11 protein-coding genes are annotated in these 24,045 nt (G+C 34.7%); 8 read left to right on the top strand and 3 right to left on the bottom strand.

Annotation, left to right across the window (positions count from 1 at the left end):
• Window positions 1-994 precede the first annotated feature (994 nt).
• The 8 genes from ACQKCJ_RS21215 to ACQKCJ_RS21180 all read left to right on the top strand — a co-directional run bounded on the left by ACQKCJ_RS21215 (window position 995) and on the right by ACQKCJ_RS21180 (window position 19,460).
• On the top strand, window positions 995-4,099 hold the full coding sequence (locus tag ACQKCJ_RS21215; RefSeq protein ID WP_271337106.1) for a SusC/RagA family TonB-linked outer membrane protein: 3,105 nt from the start codon (window positions 995-997) through the stop codon (window positions 4,097-4,099).
• Between the two features lie 37 nt (window positions 4,100-4,136).
• Window positions 4,137-5,648 carry a RagB/SusD family nutrient uptake outer membrane protein gene (locus ACQKCJ_RS21210; protein ID WP_271337105.1) on the top strand — a complete coding sequence of 504 codons (1,512 nt, stop codon included), beginning with the start codon at window positions 4,137-4,139 and terminating at the stop codon, window positions 5,646-5,648.
• 97 nt (window positions 5,649-5,745) lie between these two features.
• Window positions 5,746-7,158, top strand: coding sequence for an aryl-sulfate sulfotransferase (locus tag ACQKCJ_RS21205; RefSeq protein WP_271337104.1), 1,413 nt, complete (start codon window positions 5,746-5,748; stop codon window positions 7,156-7,158).
• A 235-nt stretch (window positions 7,159-7,393) separates the two neighbouring features.
• Window positions 7,394-8,383, top strand: a complete 990-nt coding sequence (locus ACQKCJ_RS21200) for a c-type cytochrome (protein WP_427402872.1) — start codon at window positions 7,394-7,396, stop codon at window positions 8,381-8,383.
• A 44-nt stretch (window positions 8,384-8,427) separates the two neighbouring features.
• Window positions 8,428-11,433 (top strand): glycoside hydrolase domain-containing protein, encoded by a 3,006-nt coding sequence (locus ACQKCJ_RS21195; protein WP_427402871.1) that lies wholly within the window; start codon window positions 8,428-8,430, stop codon window positions 11,431-11,433.
• A 469-nt stretch (window positions 11,434-11,902) separates the two neighbouring features.
• On the top strand, window positions 11,903-14,998 hold the full coding sequence (locus tag ACQKCJ_RS21190; protein ID WP_427402870.1) for a DUF5107 domain-containing protein: 3,096 nt from the start codon (window positions 11,903-11,905) through the stop codon (window positions 14,996-14,998).
• Window positions 14,999-15,139: 141 nt separating this feature from the next.
• A complete protein-coding gene (locus ACQKCJ_RS21185) occupies window positions 15,140-17,323 on the top strand; it encodes a M1 family aminopeptidase (protein ID WP_427402869.1) in 2,184 nt (727 codons plus the stop codon).
• Window positions 17,324-17,600: 277 nt separating this feature from the next.
• Entirely contained in the window at window positions 17,601-19,460 is a 1,860-nt protein-coding gene (locus ACQKCJ_RS21180) for a glycoside hydrolase family 35 protein (protein WP_271337099.1), read from the top strand.
• 58 nt (window positions 19,461-19,518) lie between these two features.
• Here ACQKCJ_RS21180 and ACQKCJ_RS21175 read toward each other — a convergent pair whose 3' ends face one another.
• The 3 genes from ACQKCJ_RS21175 to ACQKCJ_RS21165 all read right to left on the bottom strand — a co-directional run bounded on the left by ACQKCJ_RS21175 (window position 19,519) and on the right by ACQKCJ_RS21165 (window position 24,007).
• Complete coding sequence (locus ACQKCJ_RS21175) at window positions 19,519-19,920, bottom strand: OsmC family protein (RefSeq protein ID WP_427402868.1); 402 nt, start codon at window positions 19,918-19,920, stop codon at window positions 19,519-19,521.
• Window positions 19,920-21,998: a LysM peptidoglycan-binding domain-containing protein gene (locus tag ACQKCJ_RS21170; protein ID WP_427402867.1), complete on the bottom strand. Its 2,079-nt coding sequence runs from the start codon at window positions 21,996-21,998 to the stop codon at window positions 19,920-19,922. The genes ACQKCJ_RS21175 and ACQKCJ_RS21170 overlap by 1 nt, the downstream gene beginning before the upstream one ends.
• 98 nt (window positions 21,999-22,096) lie before the next feature.
• Entirely contained in the window at window positions 22,097-24,007 is a 1,911-nt protein-coding gene (locus ACQKCJ_RS21165) for a lytic transglycosylase (protein WP_271337096.1), read from the bottom strand.
• Window positions 24,008-24,045 lie beyond the last annotated feature (38 nt).

The following is a 24,045-nucleotide window of genomic DNA, read 5'->3' as shown; positions in this document are numbered from 1 at the left end:
CGATGGACACCCTTGCATTCAGCTAACACTTCCCACTGTAAAGGTGTGTTCGGGACTTACACCCTAGAGTTATCGCCCATGCTGGGCACACAAGCAGGGAAAGGATACTTGAATAAGTATCCTTTCCCTTTTTTTGTCTATTTCTTTGATAATCAACAATGAGATTTTTAAATACCTTTTTTTTAAAAAGCGAAATAAAAACAAAAAACCGGTTATTAATTTACTTCATATCCCCCAAATTAAATTTAGAATTTTGGGATCCTTTCTCTCCTAAAATGACTTACCCTTTACCCTTCTTTTTTAATCTTAATTTTTATGATTATTTAATTTTCAAAATTCTGAATATCATCTAAAAAACCATCCTTTTTCTGGTCAATTTTTAGGAGGTTTCGTATTAATGAAAATTAAGCTTAACAATCCCTTTAATAAAATCTGATAAAGGTCATTTTACTGCCAAATAAACCTATAAGAAAAACCTTTTAATTATGAATCATTCAATTCTATAGTTGCGAAATTCATAATGTTTTACATAAAATTCAATTACAATAAAACCAAATAACAATTTAGCATAAAAAAACCTCAAATCCAGAAGGTCTTTTATTTCTAAAATATTCTAAACGAATCGTACGATTTTAAGTCAAAAAAAACGTTTTACATAATTTTATGTGCTCGAGAACATTAATTTTGTGTGTTCGAGCACATTTTTATTGTTTTTTCTTGTTTAATAAAAATATAATCGATAGTTTCGTCAGGTATTAATCTTAAAACTAAGTTAATTAAGAAATTTTTAAGGAGGATTTTGCACTTCGAAAACAAATAAAAACAGAAAAAATAACCAACAATTAGATTCAGAAAACGAAGTCGCAATTTTATAAGAAGGAACAATTTTATTAAAAACCAAATAACACACAAAATGAATTTTCCAGTAAAAAAAGAAATCTAAAACTTACAAACAAAAAGAACAAATTAATCATTAACCAAAACCATTTAAAGTATGAAATTATTAACCCAAAAAAAACCTAGAGATTTTCGGATTAACAATCTGGCTGGTAAAGAAATCAAACTCACACTTCTTTCCTTATTAGCTTTTACATTTCAAGCTTCAGCGGCTACATCAATAAATACATCATACAAAAACAGTACTTCGATATTTTTTGAAAAAACCGTAAAAGGAAAAGTAACGGATCAAAACGGATTACCTATTGCCGGTGCAAACGTTATTGTAAAAGGCAGCGCCAATGGTGTGCAAACAGATGTTGACGGAAGCTTTGCCATTACGGTTGCTGATAATGTGACTAAACTGATCGTAACATACATTGGTATGGAAGATCAGGAAGTAACCATTGGAAGCGCTCCTCTAAAAGTTGTACTAAAAGAAGTGGGACAAAAATTAGAAGAAGTTGTCGTAGGTTACGGTAAAGCAAAGAAAAAAGATTTAACAGGTTCTGTAAGTTCTATTGGTAAAGACAATTTAAACTTAGGCGGAACAATTTCTAATGTTGGTCAGGCTTTGCAAGGTCGTGCCTCTGGAGTTCAGGTACAACAAAACAGTTATGCTCCGGGAAGCAGCCCGTCGATTGTGATTAGAGGAGGAAACTCACTGAATACTTCTAATGCGCCATTGTATGTTGTTGACGGATTTATTACAAGTACAGGTGCACAAATTAGTCCAAATGATATTGAAAACATCCAGATCTTAAAAGATGCTTCGTCTACCGCTATTTATGGTGCACGAGGTGGAAATGGGGTAATTTTAATTACAACTAAAAAAGGAAAATCAGGTAAAATGCAGGTTGAAGCGGAAATTTCAGATGGTTTTCAGAGTATAATCAAGGAACCCTCTTTATTAAACGGACAACAATATGCCGATATCCAGAATGCAATTGCAGTTGAAAACGGCAGACCTCCGGTTTTTCCATCAAGTTTTCCTGTTGCAAATACCAACTGGTTTAAGGCGGCAACCCGTCCGGGAGAAGTAATCAACAGAACGATTACTTTTAGCGGAAGCGATAAAACTTCTAAATTTTTTCTTTCCGGAAATTATTTAAAACAAACAGGTGCTTTAGAGAATACAGATTTTACCCGATATACTGTGAGAATGGGTAGCGAGAAAAGATTTAACGAAAAATTAAATATGGGGGTCAATGTATATGGCGCTTCAAGTGAAGGTCATAATAGTGACTTTGGGGACAATATTTTATCTCCAATGTATTCTATCCAAACTGCTGCTCCTAATCTTCCTATTTATAATGCCGACGGATCGTACTATAAATATCAGGGAAAAGACAATGCATTAGCACTTTTATTGGAACCAACAGATCATACTATCAACAGATTGGTGAACGGAAATATGTTTTTGGATTACGAAATCATTAAAGGTCTAACGTATCATTTTGGAGCAGGTGCTGAATGGCAGGAAAACATTCAGGGAAAATATACTCCCAGAACACTGGTTGCCGGAGCTGCTCTAAACGGAACCGGATCTGAGGAGAACAAAACCTATTTTAGATGGAGTACTGAACAATATTTAACCTATAAATTCAATATAAAAGAGCAACATTCTTTCTCTGCAATGATAGGAACATCAAACCAAAAAGATACTTATGAGCGAATGAAAGCTTCGGGTTCCGGTTTTTCTAACGATTTGTTGACGTACTATAACCTTCAGGGTGCAGCGGTTTATTTGAAACCTGAAACTGAAAAAACAGAGACTAAACTTACTTCATACTTTAGTAGATTAAATTATGCTTTTGATGATAAGTATTTACTTTCGTTTACGATTAGAAAAGATGGATCTTCCCGTTTTGGTCCAAACAATAAATTCGGAATTTTCCCTTCAGGAGCCATTGCCTGGAAAATGACAAATGAATCGTTTATTCAAAAATTAAATACTTTCTCTGAGCTTAAGTTAAGAGCCAGTTATGGTATTACAGGAAATGACGGTATTGGAGATTATGCTTATATGAACAGACTAACCTCTTGGGGAGTAACAATTGGTCCGGGCAATTTTGTTGGTGGTACAGAACCAAATAACCTGGCAAACCCGGATTTGAAATGGGAACAAACTGCTCAAACCAACTTTGGTCTGGATATGGGATTCTTCAACGACAAACTTACCGCAACAATAGATGTTTACGAAAAAAGAACGACTGATGCCCTTTTAAATGTTCCTGTTGGAGGATGGTGGGGATTTGATGTTCAAAGAGTCAACTCAGGAACAATACAAAACCGAGGAATCGAATTGGGTATTAGCAGTACAAATTTCAGAAATGATAAATTTACCTGGACAACATCCTTAAATGTTGCCTATAATAAGCAGGAAATTATATCGCTTGCTGACAATGTTAAAATTATTAGTGCCAATACTTCTAACCCAAGCGGTACTGTTTCCGGTCAGGAATTTACAAGATTGGTACCCGGAAAAGAAATGGGTGAACTATACGGCTATAAATATGCGGGAGTAATCAAAACCGGAGAAACTTATGCCGCTCAGCCTCTTTCTGTAGCTGGAGATCCAAAATATGTAGATGTTAATGGCGACGGAGTTATAAATGCGGATGACAGAACATATTTGGGAAATTCTACGCCACATTACACTGCCGGATTAAACAATGATTTTAGATTTGGAAACTTTGATTTGAATATTTTCTTTCAGGGAGCTTTCGATTATTCTGTTTATAATATGACTAAAATGGTAGGTGAATCCTCTACAAGTACAGATGCTTTGAATCGTTGGGTTGCCGGTACAAATGAAAACACAGACATTCCGAGAGATGGTTACTACAAAAGTAAATACGGAAGTTATGTGAATTCAAAATTTGTTGAAGATGCTTCTTATATCCGTCTGAAAAATGTTTCTATTGGATATTCTATTCCGGAAAGTGTACTAAAACAAGCGAAGTTTATAGATAGTATAAGATTGTATGCTATAGGTCAGAATTTACTAACGATTACTAAGTATTCTGGAAATGATCCTGAGGTAAATGGGCATTTTTCTGCTACTGATATTACAAAACAAAACTTAGGCGGAGGAATCGATTTTAACTCATTCCCGGCTTCAAGAACGTTTATTTTAGGAATAAAAGTCGCAATTCACTAGTCTAAAAAGCTTTTTTAGTAACATTAAATTTATTAAAATGAAAAAATATACAATACTATTGCTTTTACTTACCGCCGGTGCACAATTTTCGTGCAATCAGGATCTTGAGCCTACGGTGTATAGTAATTTGACCAATACCAATGGTTTTCAAACTAAATCAGATGCCATTGCGTCGATCAATTCTATTTATGGCAGATTAAAAGGACCATCTGTGGGAGATAACTTTTCGTATTGGGCTACAAGACACTTCGCTTTGACAGATATTGCAACAGATTTAGGACATTGTCAATTTGGTGGAGATCCGGGACAATTGTCTTTAGGTACATGGAGTTCGACAAACGGCTTACTTCTGGAAGATTGGAAATCAATGTATAAGTTGATTGCCAATGCCAACTTTGCGATCTTCAACATTACAAAAATGAGTGGAATTACAGCCGCCGAAAAAGCTCAATTTATAGCCGAAGCAAAGTTCTTAAGAGCATCAGCTTATATGGATTTAACGGATGCATGGGGTCCGGTAATTCTAATCACCGAAGCTAATTTGGGAAATCCTAATTATTTAGATCAAACACCTCCAACATCTGTAGAAGAAATTGATACTTTTATTATAAAAGAATTGACTGAAGCTGCCGATGTATTACCTGTTAACTACAAAGAAAATGCTATTTATGGAACTAATGATGTAGGACGCGCTACAAAAGGTGCATCTCTTACCTTATTGGCAAAACTATATCTGCGCAGTCATGATTGGCCTAAAGTAGCTACTTTGACACAACAAGTAATGAATCTAAACGAGTACAGCCTTTTCCCTACTTATTTAGGTTTGTTTAAAGAAAGTAATAAATGGTGCAGCGAAAACATATTTTCTTCATTGAGTGATGCCAATACAAACGGAACGGAATTGTTGAATCACTTTGGGCCAACGGATCATCCGGTTGTTCAAAACAGATGGCAATATTATACTGTAAACTGGGATTTCTTCAACACGTTTGGTAATGAAGACGAAAGAAAAGAATGCTTTTTTCCTGAGTTTATGGGCAGCGATGGTTTACTGCACAAACAAGCACCTACGTTAGGCGCTCAACCACCAAAAGGCGAACTTTATATGCCGGATGTATCAACCAGAAAATACGCAGATGATGAAACTACTACTTATTATGATGGTCATAGTGTAAACATATTGCGTTATGCTGATGTATTATTAAGCAGAGCCGAAGCTTTGAACGAAATTAGCGGACCAACAACAGAAGCGATAGATCTTATCAATAAAGTAAAAGCAAGATCACATGCTAAACTTTTAGTTCTATCAGATTACACGCAATCATCATTAAGAGATGCTATTTTACAAGAAAGAGGATGGGAATTTTTCTTTGAAGGAAAACGCCGTCAGGATTTAATCAGAATGAACAAATATGATGTTCTTGTCAATGCGTATCACCTAAGAGTGGGTGAAGCAGCACAAGTCAAAATGCCGCAAAATAAGTATTATACTTATCCGCAAAGTCAGGTCGATCTTAATCCTAAATTAAGTAACGCCGACAGACAATAAAAAAAGTCCAATCAGGAATAGGCAGACTTTTAAAGCTGTCTATTCTTGATTATTTATAAAAAAAAGTACTTTTCTTTTTCATAAAGATGCCTTTCAGATGATCAAAAAATTTATAATAAAGTGGAGTTTTATTTTGGTACTGCTTGCATTTGTAAGCTGTTCTAAGAATCAGGGCAATCTTATCAAAAATATTACGATTGGAACTCATAGCAACAACGAATTGAAGATTCAGATTGATGTTACTACGAATGACAATGTTCAGGTATTTGCAGAATATTGGTCTGATCAAGAAGGAATAAAAAATAAGATAACAAGTCCGGTTTCAAAAACAGGTCTCTTCCACTCTTTGGTACTTTGTAATATTAGACCGGAAACAAATTATAGTTATCAATTGATTACTATCGAGAACCAAGAGAAAAATACAAGTAAAGTATACACTTTTAAGTCTCGAAAATTACCAGAATGGTTGCAAAAACAATTCAAGGCAAATTGCCCTAAACCCAAATTATTACCTGAGAATTTCAAAAAAGGCTTTATGCTTTTGGCGAAAAGAGAAACTCCGGGAGTTGCTTACATTGTAGATTATAAAGGAAATTTAAGATGGTACCATACTGTCGAAGGAACAGGATTTAAAGTTACTCATTTTACAAAAGAGCAAAGCATTATTGCCATTTTAGGAAAAAATGATGAACCAACAAGTTACGGAAGCGAGATTCTTGAAATCAATTTGCAAGGTGATACGTTAACCCATATTAAAAAAGGACAAGGTGATTTTAAACAAGTGATTCATCATGAAATCATAAAAAAATCAGCTAACGAAATTGTTACGATAACCGTAGATCAAAAGATAATGGATTTAAGTTCTATTGGAGGAAAAAAGAACGATACGATCAACGGCGACGGAATTTTAATTTTGGATAAAAAAGGAAAACAACTCTGGAAATGGAGCGTTTTTGATGATTTAGATCCAATGAAAGATAAAAATTTACTAAAAACAAAAAAGGACTGGACGCATGCGAACAGCCTGAATTATGATAAAGACGGAAATTTTCTGATCTCTTTTTATAACAACGGTCAAATTTGGAAAGTCGATTCTAAAACCGGAAAAGTTCTTTGGAAATTAGGTAAAGGAGGAAATATGAAAATGTCTGACGATAGTAATTTTTCTCAGGCACATGCCGCACACATAGATCCCGAAGGAAGTTTGCTGTTTTTTGATAATGGCGTCGATAAAAAACAATCCTCTGTCTTTGCCTTAAAAGTAGATGAAAAAGAAAAATCAGTAAAGCTCGATTTCCAGATAAAACTACCAAAAGATATTTACAATGACAGAATGGGAAGTGCTTATATGATTGACAAAGAAACCATTTTAGTTTGTTGTTCAAAACGACATATTACTGTTTTGACTAATAAACAAGGTGTTTTAATCTGGGCCTTAGAATCTGAAATTCCGCCATATCGCGTAGAGTTTATTCCGGAAGAAAAGATGAAACCATTTCTTTTCAATTAGATAAATATGTGCCGTTAGGCACTAAGTGTTGGTAGAAAATATGAATTGAATAATTTTAAGCGTGCCGCAGGTACACAACAAAATGATAGGTATTGCGTACCTAAAGGCACATTTTACTTTTGATTTGCATAAATACCTTTTACGTTTCAAAAAATTGTGGGTATAACAATATAAAAAAATACCTAACAGGTTTTGAAAACCTCTTAGGATACAACATAGATTAAAAATAGTAAACATGAAAAAAATAATTCTTATTGGTCTATTTTCAGCATTGCCAATTGTTGTTTTCAATTCCTGCCATACTTCAAATTCACAAACATTGGCGGCAAAAACTGCCGATGATGATTCGTATATCACTATTGATACATCGAAAATTTCGAATGACGAATTTGGAGAATCAGTACGTTACGGAAAAGAATTGATGCTAAAAACAGCTTATTATATTGGTCCAAATGGCATAAAAGGAAAATATTTAGGCAATAAAATGAATTGTACCAATTGTCATCAGGATGCGGGTACAAAACCCTATGCTTTCAATTTAATGTCGTCTCACGATAATTATCCGCAATATCGCGGACGTGAAAATAAGGTTCTCACACTTGCAGAACGCGTTAACAATTGCATTATGCGTCCGCACTCCGGAAAACCACTTCCGCTTGACGGAAAAGAAATGGTCGCTTTTTTATCTTATTTTAAATGGATCAGCAAATTTGTTCCAAAAGATGGTGATTTTAAAGGGGCTAAAAACTTAGAAATAGAATTTCCTGATGTAGCCGCAAGTCCCGAAAGAGGAAAAGCTTTGTTTGTTGAAAATTGTGCCCGCTGCCACGGAAATAATGGCGAAGGACAATATAATGCTGACAAATCAGGCTATACTTATCCTCCGCTTTGGGGCGAATATGGATACCAGCCGGGTTCGAGCATGCACAGAGTAATCAAACAGGCACAGTGGCTGAAAAGCAATATGCCTTATGATAAAGTAACACCAGGAAAACCATACCTTACAGATATTGAAGCACTTGATATTGCTGCTTATGTAAATGATGATGCGATACACTCAAGGCCAAATCCCAAAACATTTGACTATCCTAATAAAATGGGTAAACCAATTGATTATGCACACAGCCCTTTTAATGATAATTTTTCTGAAGAGCAACATAAATACGGTCCATACAAACCTATTATCGCCTATTGGAAAAAAAATGGATGGAAAGCCGTTTACTAAATTTTTTAAAAATAAGCATACACTTAACTTGAACATTATATAAAATGAAAGCAAATCTAAAAAACACGCCAATTTTAAGTAGACTTTTGATTATGTGCCTTTGCATTGTCAGTATTCCATTGGCTGCACAAATCAAATACACGGATGGCAATGACAGCTGGAATCCTAATATGTTAGGAAATCATCGTGTTGTAGTCGCATTTTCCGGTACAGGAAATGTTGCCAAAACTACAATCGAATGGCGCAGAAGGGATGAAAATCCGGAACTCAAAAAAATTATTGTTCAGGATGCTACAGGTAAAGAAATCCTTAATACAAAAACAGAGAATATCAATCGAGAAAACGGAACGATTTTCTTTGAACCTGTTTCAGGAAAAGGAACTTATTACGTGTATTATATGCCCTATATTGACGAAGGTGATGCTAATTATCCTAAAGGAGTTTATGCCAAACCAGAAAATAAAGCAGATGCACAATGGTTGTCTAAAATAAAATCAAATGCAGCTGATAATTGTACCGTTACAGAAATTCAGAGTATAAATGCTTTCAATAGTTTTTATCCTATGGAAGTAATTGCAACTGCGGCTGAAACTAAAGATCTTATTGCTAAAAACAGCAGCAACACATTTCTTGTTTTTCCGGAAGACAGATTGTTTTCTATCCGAATGAAAAATGATTTACCACAAAGATGGATTCAAAAAGGAGTTCAAAGCACTTTTTCAGATACGGCATTAAAAGGCGAATATCTGGCATTTCAATTAGGTGTTTATGCTTTGCAGGATTTAAAAGATGTAAAAGTTACTTTTTCGGATTTAAAAAGTAGTAACGGAGAAACCATTTCATCAAAAAATATCAATTGTATTAATACAGATGGAGTAAAATATGATGGAAATCTTTTTGCTGCAAACGTTGCCGTTTCAAAAGGAAAAGTACAGGCATTGTGGTGCGGAATCGATGTTCCCCAAACTGCTGCTGCAGGAAATTATACAGGAAAAGCGACCGTTACCGCTGATGGAAAATCTACCGCAATTACACTTAAGATAACTGTAAAAAATGAGGTTACTAAAAACGGAGGAATCGATTCTCCGGAAAAAATGACACGCCTTAAATGGTTAAACTCAACTTTAGCCCAGGAAAATACAGTAATTGCACCTTATACCCCATTAATCGTAAAAGATAGCGAAATATCTTTATTAGGCAGAAAATTGATTTTAGGAACGAATGGTTTTCCAACCCAGATTCAAACTTTCTTTACTCCTGAAATGACTACTACAAGTACAAAAGCAAATGATATTTTGAGTGCGCCAATAGTATTTCATTTTATAGATGCTGCAGGAAAAGAAACTTTAAAATGGAAAAATACAGGAATCAAATTCACTAAAAAAGAAGCAGGAACTGTTTCGTGGGAAAGTACTTCTACCTCTCAATCACTTCAAATGGATGTAAATGCTTCAATTGAATTTGATGGTTTTTTACATTATACAGTAAAAATTACAGCTCTTGAAGATGCAGCTTTTAATGATATTAATTTTCAAATGCCATTTCAGCCTTCCTCTGCAAAATACATGATGGGACTAGGTCAAAAAGGAGGCGATCGTCCTGCAGCTTTTGACTGGAAATGGGATGTAGCACACAAGAATCAAGATGGTGCATGGATTGGAAATGTAAACTCAGGATTGCAATTTTCTTTAAGAGACGAAAAATACAGCCGTCCGTTAAACACCAATTTCTATTTGCAAAAACCTTTATTATTACCAACTTCCTGGGGTAACGATAACAAAGGCGGAATCACGATTACACCCAACCAAAAATCAGTTTTGGTAAATGCGTATAGTGGAGCCCGAAGCATGAAAAAAGGAGATATTTTGTATTACAACTTTACATTGCTAATTACACCATTCCATACTATAAACACAGATTTTCAATGGGATACTAAATTCTATCACAAATACAGCCCAATCGATTCTATTGCTCAAACTGGTGCAACCGTAATCAATATACACCATGCAAACGCGATTAATCCTTATATTAATTATCCTTTTATTGAATTTAAAAAGATGAAAAGTTATATCGATGAAGCACATGAAAAAGGATTAAAAGTTAAGATTTACAATACCGTTAGAGAAGTTTCTAATAAAGCTTATGAAACTTTTGCTTTAAGAAGTTTAGGTCATGAAATTTATTCTCCTGGAAAAGGCGGCGGATTCTCATGGTTACAGGAACATGTTGGCGATGATTATATCGCAGCCTGGTTTGTTCCCGAAATAAAAGATGCAGCAATCGTAAATAGCGGTATGAACCGTTGGCACAATTATTATGTTGAAGGAATGAACTGGCTGACTCAAAACGTTGGTATTGACGGTATTTATCTTGATGATGTTGCTTTTGACAGGATCACAATGAAACGTGTAAAAAGAGTATTAACAAAAGACGGACATCCGGGAATTATCGATTTACACAGTGCAAATCAGTACAACAAAAGTGACGGATTTAATAATAGTGCCAATTTATATATGGAACACTTTCCTTATGTAAATAAACTATGGTTTGGAGAATATTTTGATTATGAAAAAGGCCAACCTGACTTTTTCTTAACGGAAGTAAGCGGAATCCCGTTTGGGTTAATGGGCGAAATGCTGCAAGACGGAGGAAATCCCTGGAGAGGAATGGTTTACGGAATGACAAACAGATTACCATGGAGCGGTAACGCAGATCCAAGAGCCATCTGGAAATTATGGGACACTTTTGGAATCAAAGGTTCTGAAATGATTGGTTATTGGAGTGAAAATTGTCCTGTAAAAACTTCTAATGATAAAGTATTAGCAACAGTTTACAGAAAGAACGGAACGGCTTTAATTTCTATTGCAAGCTGGGCAGATACTGATGTAAAAGTAAAACTGAATATCGATTGGAAAAAACTAGGTATCAATCCTGCAAAAGCAACAATCATAGCTCCTGAAATTACAAAGTTCCAACCTGCTCAAACATTTACTGCAACGGACGAAATACCGGTAACAAAAGGAAAAGGGTGGTTATTGATTGTTAAGTAATGAAGAATTGAATGTATATTTTTTGTGCCGTTAGGCACTAAATGTTGGTAGAAAAAATTCGATTCGAATACGTAGGCGTGTCGTAGGTACGCGACAAAACGATAATCATTTCGTACCTACGGCACGCTAAATTTATCTCAATTCATTTTTTCTACCAAAATTTAGTACCTAAAGGCACATTTCAAATCTTGATTCATATTAATAATAAATCATTAGTGGAATTTAATAACACAAATTCCGCTAATTAGCACAAATTATTTTTTTTATTAGCTCCGGCGGAGCGTAATATTTATAGCCAAATTTATACGGTTGAGTCAAAAGCTCCAGCGCAGCGATATATAGGCTTTTATTATAATTGCCAAAAATATGTCACCCCCGATGGGGGTTTAACTGAAATAAATTTTTATTTCTATAAATATAACGTCCCGCTGGGACTTCATACTATCTAAAAAACCAAAAATAGCTCCATATGAAACTAAAACCATTTATATCCATTTTGCTCTTTGGAAGCCTGTTTGTCAACGCACAAAATAAACCAACCATAAAGGAATACAAAAAAGTATTCACCACCTATCCATTTTCAGATCCGGATCCAATTCCTAAACCAGATACCAAAACCTATCCGTATTTCCGTTTTGATGGTTTTACAGATAAACCGGTTCAGAAGGAATGGAAAGTAATCGAATTAGAAAACGATTATATCAAATTAACGATTCTTCCTGAAATTGGTGGAAAAGTCTGGTCGGCGATAGAAAAGTCTACCGGAAAAGATTTTGTCTACAACAATCATGTCATCAAATTTAGGGATATCGCAATGCGAGGTCCGTGGACAAGCGGTGGTGTTGAAGGCAATTATGGTATTATTGGACACACGCCTAATTGCGCTACTCCGGTAGATTATACCACCATCACCAGAGAAGACGGAAGTGTAAGTTGCGTGATTGGAGTGTTAGATTTATTGACCCGAACTTCGTGGAAACTAGACATCAATTTACCAAAAGACAAAGCTTATTTTACTACAAATTCATTTTGGTTCAACTCAACAGAAGCAGAACAGCCTTATTATACCTGGATGAACACAGGAATTAAAGCTTCAAACGATTTACAATTTATTTATCCAGGTCAAAGTTATATTGGTCATAACGGCGAGCATAAGCCTTGGCCAATTGATAAAGAAAATGGCAAAGATTTGTCATTTTATAAAAACAATGATTTTGGCGGTTACAAATCCTATCACGTATTTGCTAAGTATGATGATTTCTTTGGCGGATATTATCACGACGAAGATTTTGGGATGGGACGATATGGCAATCACGATGACAAACCCGGTAAAAAAATATGGATCTGGGGATTGTCACAACAAGGCATGATTTGGGAAAAATTATTAACTGATACTGATGGTCAATATGTAGAAGTACAAAGCGGAAGATTGTTCAATCAGGCGAGCGAAAACAGCATTTACACCCCATTCAAACAACGCTCTTTCGCCCCTTATCAAACGGATTCCTGGACTGAATATTGGTTTCCGGTAAAACAAACTAAGGGTTTTGTAAAAGCCAATAATTATGGTGCCGTAAACGTAAAAAATGAAAATGGCTGGTTGAAAATTTATTTTTCTCCACTTCAGAAACTAAATGAAAAACTGGAAATTTTTGATGACGGAAAGAAAATTTATTCTAAAGATATTTCGGTTAATACCCTGCAATTATTCAAAGATTCGATTCAGGTTACGGTTGACGAGAATAAATTAAGATTAACACTTGGCGAAAATAAACTGGTTTGGAATTCAGCTCCCGAAGATGGAAACCTGAATCGTCCGGTAGAAATCCCTAAAGATTTTGACAACAATTCGGTTTATGGATTATACCTTCAGGGAAAAAATTATATTGCCTTTAAAGACTATATAAAAGCAGAAGAAAAGTTAAACGAATGTCTTAAAAAAGATTCAAACTATGCTCCTGCTCTGTCAGATCTTGCCTCTTTACAAATTCGCAAATTGCAATATAAAGAAGCAGTTGTTTCGGCAAGCAAAGCTTTGGCAATAAATACTTACGATCCTGCCGCCAATTATTATTATGGTCTTGCAAATTTACATTTAGGAAACAGCATCGATGCAAAAGATGGTTTTGATATTGCTGCCTCAAGTGTTGAATTTCGCAGTCCGGCTTTTACGGCTTTAAGTAAAATTTATTTTAGTGAAAATGATCAGACAAAAGCTCTTGAATATGCGGAGAAAAGTCTGTTGAGCAATCAATATAATTTAGAAAGTTTGCAATTATTAGCCGTAATCTATCGCCTGCAAAATAACACATCAAAAGCAACCGAAACTCTAAATAAGATTAATACTGTTGATCCTCTAAATCATTTTGTTGGTTTTGAAAAGTTTCTTTGGGACAAATCAGATGCATCAAAAGAACATTTCGCTTCTTTAATAAAAAATGAAATGCCGGAACAAACCTATCTTGAATTAGGAATTTGGTACGAGCAATTAGGACGTAAAGAGGAAGCTTTAAAAGTTTTTTCTCTTGCAGCTCCAAATCCTGAAATCATATATTGGAAAGCATTTCTGGAAAATAAAGCAGTTGATTTGAGCAAAATTCAACCCGGAATTAGTTTTCCTTTCCGAGGAGAAACGGCTGTTATTCTTGAAGACTTAATTACAAAAAATAAGCAATGGCAATTAAAATACCATCTGGGATTGATCGAATGGAATCGTAATAATATTGTAAAGGCGAAAGATTTGTTTTTACAATGCGCTAATCAGCCAAACGATCCTGCATTTTATGCTGCGAAAGCTTCCTTGTTCAAAGATGATTCTCAATTGGTAATTTCCAGTCTTCAGCAAGCCATTAAACTAGACAATCAAGGTTGGAGGTATTATAAATTATTGGCAGAACATTATATTATCCAAAAACAATATGATAAAGCATTGGCTGTTACGGAACCATTTTACAAAAAACATAAAGAGAATTATTTACTGGGAATGTTGTATGCTAAAACATTGTTATTGAATAAAAAATATGCTGCTGCAGATGCTTTCCTTACCAAACTGGAAATTCTCCCATTTGAAGGAGCCACAGCAGGAAGACAATTATATCATGAAGCGAAATTAATGCAGGCTTTGGCAGAAATGAAAAACAAGCAATACAAAAAAGCTTTGCAATTTATTGCTGATGCGAAGTTGTGGCCTCAAAACTTAGGGGTAGGAAAACCATATGAGCAGGATATCGACGAAAGAATGGAAAACTGGATGGATTATCTCTGTTATACAAGTCTTGGTAATAATAACAAGGCAACGGAATCATTACAAAAAATTGTTTCTTTTGAGCCAAAACTAGACAACACTGTATTGAATTTTTTACCGGCAAATCAATTGGTTTCTGCCTGGGCGATCGAGAAAACTTCGTCAGCACAAAAAGCAAAAGAATGGCTCCAAAATCAGGCTAAATTATATCCGGACAATAAAATTGTTCAATGGAGTTTATTGGTTTACACGAAACAACCATCAGATATTTTAACTGCGGATGAAAAAGATGGTGAAGTACGAATTATCGAAAAACTTTAAGCGCTGTTGAGCATACTATTTAAACGCATAGAAACATAGTTTATAGCATTTTAAAAAGATGTTTCACTCAAAATAAATCACATATAGCTATGTGTTTAAAAAATACACTTACCGAAAAAATAAACTTTACAAAAAAATAAAATGAACAAGCTATTTATAAAATATTCCTTTTTTAGCCTTATCTGCCTGATAGGTCAAAAAACAATGGCTCAAAGTGCAGACCAAATCAAAGATCCATTATCTATTTATAGAGTTACGGCATTAAAAGTGAATGATTTAGTTCACACCAAACTAGAAGTCTCTTTTGATTATGGCAAACGCTATTTGTACGGAAAAGAGTGGCTGACGCTAAAACCTCACTTTTACGAAACCGATTCTCTTACTTTAGACGCCAAAGGAATGGACTTTAAAGAAATTGCTATTATCGATGGAAAAAAAACTATTCCGTTAAAATATACGTATGATAACGAACAGCTTTTTATCACTTTAAACAGAAAATACAAAAGCACAGAAAAGTATACACTTTTCATTAATTATACCGCAAAACCAGAGGAACTAAAAACAAAAGGCGGTGAATCTATCACGGATTCAAAAGGATTGTATTTTGTAAATCCTGACGGAAAAGGCGATAAACCGGTACAAATCTGGACGCAAGGCGAAACTGAAGCTTCTTCGTGCTGGTTTCCTACGATTGACAAACCGAACCAGAAAACAACATCTGAGATTGCAATGACAGTCCAATCTAAATACACGACTTTATCTAACGGTAAATTGGCTTCGCAAAAAGACAATAAAAACGGAACCAGAACGGATATCTGGAAAATGGAACAACCCAACGCTCCGTACTTATTTATGATGGCTGTTGGAGATTTCAAAATCTACAAAGACTCTTATAATGGTAAAGAAGTAAATTATTATCTGGAGCCAAAATATGCGCCTTACGCCAAACAGATCTTCGGAAAAACTCCAGATATGATGAACTTCTATAGCAAAATGTTAGACGTAGAATATCCTTGGGCAAAATACGCACAAATTGTTTGCAGAGATTATTTCTCGGGTGCAATGGAAAATACTTCTGCCACTTTACACGGGGAATATGTACAGAAAACTGAAAGGGAATTATTGGATGATAATCAGGAAAGTACTGTTGCACATGAACTTTTTCACCAATGGTTTGGAGATTATGTAACCGCTGAATCCTGGTCGAACTTGACCATGAACGAATCGTTTGCCACTTTTGGAGAAGTACTTTGGCATGGTCATGATGCAGGACAAGATGCAGAAGACCGATCTCGTTATGAAAAACTACAAAACTGTTTGCGTTCATCCAAAGATGGAATAAGTCCGCCTTTAGCTCGTTTTCATTATAAAAACAGAGATGATATGTTTGATAATATCAGCTACTCAAAAGGTTCTATCATATTATATGCAGCAAAAAACCAAATGGGCGATGCAGCGTTTTTCAAATCACTTAATCATTATTTGACCACTAACGCTTATAAATCAGGAGAAACACATCAATTGCGTTTATCAATGGAAGAAATAACCGGAAAAGACTGGAGTCCTTATTTTAACCAATGGTATTATCAGGGAGGAAATCCAATCCTGAATATTGAATACGGATATGCCAACGGAAAAGCTACAATTGCGGTAAAACAAGTTCAGGATAATTCGGTTCAGACCTTTACACTTCCTCTTAAAGTTGATTTTTATGTAAACGGAACTAAAATCAGAAAAGATATTTTGATTGAAAAACGCGAACAAAATTTCAGTTATGACATTCCGTCACAACCGGATTTTATAGATCTTGATCCTGACAAAATTTTGGTTGGTCAGGTTATCGATAACAAAAAAGTAGCCGATTATTGGTATCAATACAAAAAGGTCCCATCGTATTATAATCGAATTGAAGCTATAAAATTTGCTTCAAAAGATAAAAGCCATGAAGCACAATTGATAGTATTGGCAGGTTTAGAAGATCAACAAGATGATTTGAGAGTACTTAGTATTAAAGCAATTGACTTAGGGGATAATCAAATAAAAGATGCTGCAATAAAAACCTTGCTGAACATTGCTAAAAACGATAAAAAGACAATTGCACGAGCAGCTGCAATTATAAAATTAGCTTCGACAAATGATAATTCATATAAAACATTAATAATTGAAAGTACCAAAAATCAATCGTATAATGTAATTGCTGCCGGAATCTGCGGATTATCAAAATTCTCAACTGACGAAGCTGACAAAGCTTTAGCGGCATTAGATGAGGATACAAAAAATCATGTAAATCCAATCATTAAAAAATTTAACAACCAAAAATATTAGGCAACTTTAGAGTCAAGTAAGGTTGTCTTGCAATTAGTATTTTTTAAATATTGTTTGTTTTTTGAAGCCCTCTCTTATCTGGTTCATTAGAGAGGTACTTTCAAAAAAAGAATAATTCCTTACAACTTTCAACCTAAACACAAAAAACTAAACGCAAAAATTAGAGTTTTCAGAGTAAATATTTATTGGTTAGTTAGTAGCACTAAGAGAGCGCAATTCTGAGCGCTCTCTTCTTTAGTTATACAAATTGCCCAAGTAATACTTAAAATAATAAAAAATGAAAAAAGTTTACCTTGCCTTCCTTTTTACTTTCTTTCTTTTATTCGCTGTATCGGCACAGCAAAAGCAAACTTTTGCTATAAAAGATGGAAATTTTTTACTGGATGGAAAACCGGTTCAAATTCATTCCGGTGAAATGCATTATTCAAGAATTCCTCAGCCTTACTGGCGTCATCGCTTAAAAATGATGAAAGCAATGGGGTTAAATGCCGTTGCAACCTATGTTTTCTGGAATTATCACGAAATAGCTCCGGGAGTTTGGGATTTTAAAACCGGAAATAAAAACTTAGCTGAATATATCAAAACAGCGCAGGAAGAAGGTTTATTTGTCATTCTTCGTCCGGGTCCGTATGTATGTGCCGAATGGGAATTTGGCGGTTATCCGTGGTTTTTACAAAATGTGCCCAACATGGTTATTCGCGGCAACAATGCAGCATATTTAGCCGCTACAAAAGCCTATTTTACCGAACTATATAATCAGGTCGCAGCTTTACAAATTACCAAAGGCGGACCTATTATTATGGTGCAGGGCGAAAATGAATTTGGTTCTTATGTTGCGCAACGTAAAGATATTGCGTTGGCTGACCACAAAAAATACAGCGCAGCCGTTTTTCAGCAGTTAAAAGATATTGGTTTTGAAGTTCCTTTCTTTACTTCAGACGGAAGTTGGTTGTTTGAAGGCGGGGCTCTTCCCGGTGCTTTACCAACTGCCAATGGCGAAAGTGATATCACCAAACTAAAAGAAGTTGTCAATAAATTCAATAATGGTCAGGGACCCTATATGGTTGCTGAATTTTATCCGGGCTGGCTGGATCATTGGGCAGAACCTTTCCCAACACAAACTCCAGAAGAAACAGTGCGCCAGACAAAGAAATATTTAGACAATCAGGTTTCTTTTAATTATTATATGGTGCACGGAGGAACAAACTTTGGCTTTACATCAGGTGCAAACTATGATAAAGAACACGACATTCAGCCTGACATGACTTCTTACGATTATGATGCTCCAATTAGTGAGGCCGGATGGGCAACTCCTAAATACAATGCTTTAAGAGAAATCTTAAAAACAGATAAAACGCCAAATGTTCCCGCAAAAATACCCGTAATTACAATTCCGAATATTACATTAACAAGTGCCGTTGATTTAGCTGATTTAAAATCAAAAATAACTCCGGTAATTGAGGCCAACCTACTAACATTTGAACAATTAAATCAAGGTGACGGTTATGTTTGGTATAGTAAAAAATTCACACAGCCTATTAGCGGAAAATTAGAATTAAAAGGATTACGTGATTATGCCATCGTTTATGTTAACGGAAAAAAAGTGGCTGAATTGAATCGTTACTATAAAAAGTACGATTGTGAAATTGAGGTTCCCTTTAATGCTACTCTGGATATTGTAGTTGAAAATATGGGCCGTATTAATTATGGTTCACAAATTAATGACAACAATAAAGGAATTATCAGCCCTGTAATTATTAACGGAGAAACAATTACCGGAGACTGGAAGATGTATAAATTACCTATGACTGACGCGCCTGATCTAACGTCTTATAAAAACTCTGCGAAACCCAACCGTCCCACTTTATACCAAGGCTCATTTAATCTTGCTAAAACCGGAGATACATTTCTGGACATGCGGGATTGGGGCAAAGGAATTGTTTTTATAAACGGAATAAACATTGGCAGATATTGGAGTGTTGGTCCTCAGCAAACATTATACTTACCGGGATGCTGGCTTAAAAAAGGCAAAAACACTATTGTGATTTTTGAACAAAAAAATGAAACCATTCAGAAAATTGTAAAGTCGATCCTTACTCCTATCCTGGAAGATCTAAAACCTGAAAAAGGTTTATAAATTAAATCAAAAAGCCATTCGATGTCGAATGGCTTTTTGATATATTTAATTCTTAAAACTACTTCCAGTTAAAAGTAATTTTCTTTTCAATTTCTGAGCTTAAACTTAAAAACACCGGACAAGTCATTGCTGCTCTTTCTAAGATAGTTTTGTTTTTTTCATCGTCAACACCCTGCATGTCAAAAACAATTTCGATTGCCCCAATTCTTCTTGGTTCAGCATTCATTATTTTCGTTACTTCGGCAGTCGAACCAATAAAATCTACATTTAAATCACGAGCTTTAATTCCCATGATCGTCATCATGCAACTTGCTAAAGCATTTGCAACTGTATCTGTTGGCGAAAAAGCTTCTCCTTTTCCGTTATTATCTAATGGTGCATCAGAGATGATTTCGCTTCCTGATTGCACATGAATTGATTTTGTTCTTAAATCTCCTAAATAGGTTACTTTTGATGTCATTAATTTGCTACTTTTAAAGTTAAGTCGGTATCGTAATATAAAATGTATACTCCTTTATTGGCGTGTCCGCCATCTTCTTTTTTATAAAATTGAAATTTATTGTCAACCTGTTCCGTTGTCATTAAATCTGCTGTTTCCTGATATGTTTTTCCTTGTACCAAACGCATCATCGTATCAAAAGTCACATCAAATCCGCGTGTTGCATATGTATTAGGGTTCACTTTATTTTTTAATCTGTATTCTTTATCAAAAATTAAAACTCCTGGCTCATCACTTTCGCGGGTTACAGAAGGATACATTAATTTTAGTTGTACTAAATTATCAAAACTAATTTCATCCGTATCAAGCGTACTGTTTGGCTCTAAAATAACCAGTTGTACCTGACATGTTTTTTTAGCATCAATCAGCGCTTTTATAGTCGCTTTTACCATAGCAGTATTTCCTGTTTCCATTACTACATAGTTCATTCTGTTTGGTAACAGCAAACTTTTTAGATTGGCTACATCCAAACCGCCTGTTTCTGTCAAAGCAGCAAAAACAACTCCTTTTTGGTTTTGTTTGATATAACTAATTACTGATTCTTTCTTTTTATCTACAACAGCCACTATGTTTCCGTTTTTAGAACGCATATAATCAAAAATGGCATTTCTTACAACATCATTCGAAGGGATTGTCTGGTACAAATTATCGATTGGATTTGCCTTATCTTTAGACAATGGAGAAATTACAGGAACATTATACATACGTAATGAATTGGCTGTAGCCTCTGCATTGTTTTGATAAAATGGTCCGATAATCGCATTGGCATCCTGCAATTTGTTTTGAGAGATTAAATTCGAAACATTCGATGTCGTTTTAGTTTCCTGAGAATCATAAATCGCAACATCAATTGGTAATTTTAAAGTTTTTGCAGAATCAATTGCCATCATTGCTCCTGAATAAAAGTCAAGAGTCATATTCAAAAACTTATCATTTTTAATACGTGTAGCTGTACTTGTTGTATCATTTTGCATTTTAGCTAAATTGAATGGCAATAATAAAACTAATTTTTTACGTTCGTTTTCACCTCTCTTTTTAGTCAGCTCCACCACTTCTGGATTAGCAGAAACTGTTTCAGATTTTACACGATCTACTATTTGTATACCACCTCCGGTATTTTCTGCTTGTTTTTCAATTGCTGGTGCTACAGGTTGCTGTTGTGCAATAATTGGAGATGGTGCTAAATATCCTGCAGGAACTTTTAAAACCATTCCTTCTTTTACACCTTCAGCAAGCGCCGGGTTTAATGCCGTCAGTTCTTCCTGAGTAATATGAAATGTTCTTCCTAAACTATAAAAAGTTTCTTTTGGTTTTACCTGATACTCCATATAGCTAGTCGCTTTTTTAGAAGTTTCAGCCGGTTTTACAGCATTGGTAACTGCCGGAACTGATGTTTCAGCTTTAGGAGCTTTTCCTTTTATCGTTAATCGGTAACCAATTGGCAAATTAGAAACAATTTCAGGATTGCGTTTTTCTAATTCTTCAATTGTTATTCCGTATTGTTTTGCGATCGAAAACTTAGTTTCTTTTGCTACAACATCATGATATACATATTTTTCCTGAACTTTCTCTTTAACCGTTTTTTCAGTTGCTGATACAGGTTTCGCAGTTGATCCTTTTGCAGGAATCACCAGTTTCTGTCCAATCTGAACACCAGTTTTTTCTAAAAAAGGATTTGCAGCTTTCAGAGCTCCGTCCGAGATACCATATTTTTTTTCGATACTGTAAAAAGTCTCCTTTGGTTGTACCTCATGAATTATTTCTTTTGTATTATTAACCGATTTTGACACAGCTGTTTCAGGCTTAACCGCAGCAGATTTTGTACTACTGGCTGGAATCAGCAAAACTGTATTGGCTGAAATCCCTCTTCTCGCATCTGGATTTAGTGCATAAATATCATAAGGTGTAACCTTAAATTTTACAGCAATTTGGTTAATAGTTTCTCCATTCGCAACGGTATATTTAATGACCTTCTCTTGTGAGAAAGCAGAAAATGTTACAAAAAAAACAAGAAATAATAATGTTGAATAATATTTCATAAATAAGACTTAAAACAATTTAATTTTTAATTCAAAAACAAGTTACTAATTTTTCTTAAAAGCAAGATTCCTGCCACTTGTTAATTCTGCGCAAATTATTATCTAAGATCAATTTCTACCTTAGCAATAATTATCTCTTTATATAACTCATCTTCTTCTTTTTTCTTGCATTTATAGAGCACTTCTTCCATATTTTGGTACTTATCTGAGTAAACATAGTACGAAAGGCTGTTTATATTAAAGAAGAAACTAGCGTTAAAATCACCAGAATCAATGAGTTTCATAATGAACTTATCTCTTAAAGAAGAGTCTGTAAATATACCTAAAACTAAGTAATAGCCGTTTGAAACTTCTCTAAGATTATCATAAACTTCAACCTTAACCGTTTTATCGGCTCTAAGCGGATTTTCTTTTAGCTCGCGCTGCATTTCTTCCAGTGAAACTTGTTTTGAATTTTCTGCTGACTTGGTTTTATCCTGATTTTTAATCGCCTCATCCTGATACTTTTTCAATTTTAGCAAGGCTAATTTATCATCAAACTTTCGTGCTTCCATACTATAATAGGTGGCTTTACTAATATGACGTTTTATTTCAATTGTTTTTTGAGTATCCAGCGAATCGATTTTGGCAATCAAAATTTGATTTTGTGCATCGCCTTGCTCCTGCTGTATTTTATACCGCTTTACATCTTCCAGCGAAAGACGTTGCTGTAAAGATGCTACATTATTATTCTTTTCGTTTTCCCTAATTTTCTTCTTGTATTCCTGATTCTCTTCAAGCGCAATTTTTTCTACTTTATTCATTAAGCCAGCGTATACCTTTCGGTTTTCAGCCAGTTCTTTCTTTAATTGAGAAGATAATTCACTTGTTTTTCCAATGCTTTGATAAGATTGTTTCTCTAATCTCTTTGATTCATCCACATTCAAAATATCCATTCTTTTTAAATCAACTAAATCATTATTCATTGTGTTGACTAACGAATCTAATTTTGCCATTAAAATATCCTGCACATTTTTATTCGCTTCGAGAACCAATCGCAATTTTTCGACTGAATTTTCTCTCGAACCGTTCATATCATTCAGATTCAATTTTAAATCATTAATCTTTATAATTTTCTGGTTCATTTCTTTCTGAACCACCAATCGGTCCTTTAGATCTTCAAGTTCAACTGTCTTGGCTTTACCTTTTTCAACTACAACTTGTTTTTCTGCAAGAGCCAGCATCAGTTCTTCACCTTCATTTGCCGGTTTTACTTCCTTAGTATTGATCGCTAATTTATTGCCAACAATGAGTCCGTTTACAATTTCAGGATTCTGAGATTCTAACTGATCGATTGAGATACCGTATTTTTTAGCAATCGAAAATTTGGTCTCCTTAGGTACAACCACATGAAAAATAGTTTCCTGATTAATCACGCGAACTCTTCCGTCTAAAGTTTTTCTTTTGTTTGGAATTGAAATTGCCTGACCAATCTGCAATCCGTTAATAAGAAGGTCTTTGTTTAAATTTTCTAAATCCTGAACAGAAACGTTATATTGTCTCGCAATACTAAATAAGGATTCCTTGGCAACAACCTGATGAATTGCCTTTGAAGAAGTTATAATTTCAGTTTTTGGAAGATTTACTGCACTAGGAATAATTAATTCCTGACCAATCTGAAGTCCGTTGGCAAGAACCGGATTTGTATTCTGAAGGGTTTCAACCGAAACATTGTATTGTTTTGATAAGCCAAAAAGAGTTTCTTTTGCACCAACAATATGGGTAATTTGCTGGTTTGAATTTTCTTTTTCTACGAAGTGAACGGGAATCTTAATAATTTGATTGTCTTTGATTCCGTTTTGCGACTCAGGGTTGAGTTTGTAAATTTCATCAATAGAAACCTTATATTTTTGGGCAATAAAATAAGCAGTTTCTCCCTTTTGAATTTTGTGTTCAATTATCGAATCTTGCGCAATTATCTTATTAAAAGACAAAATAAGCACAAGAGAAATCTTTAAAAGTTCTCTCATAAATAGTAGGTTATAAAAAATTAAGGCGTTACAAATGT

Origin of the sequence: Flavobacterium sp. NPDC079362, from assembly GCF_050267765.1 — a bacterium.
GTDB classification, from domain to species: Bacteria; Bacteroidota; Bacteroidia; order Flavobacteriales; family Flavobacteriaceae; genus Flavobacterium; species Flavobacterium azizsancarii.
This window is presented reverse-complemented; position numbering and strand designations above follow the sequence as displayed.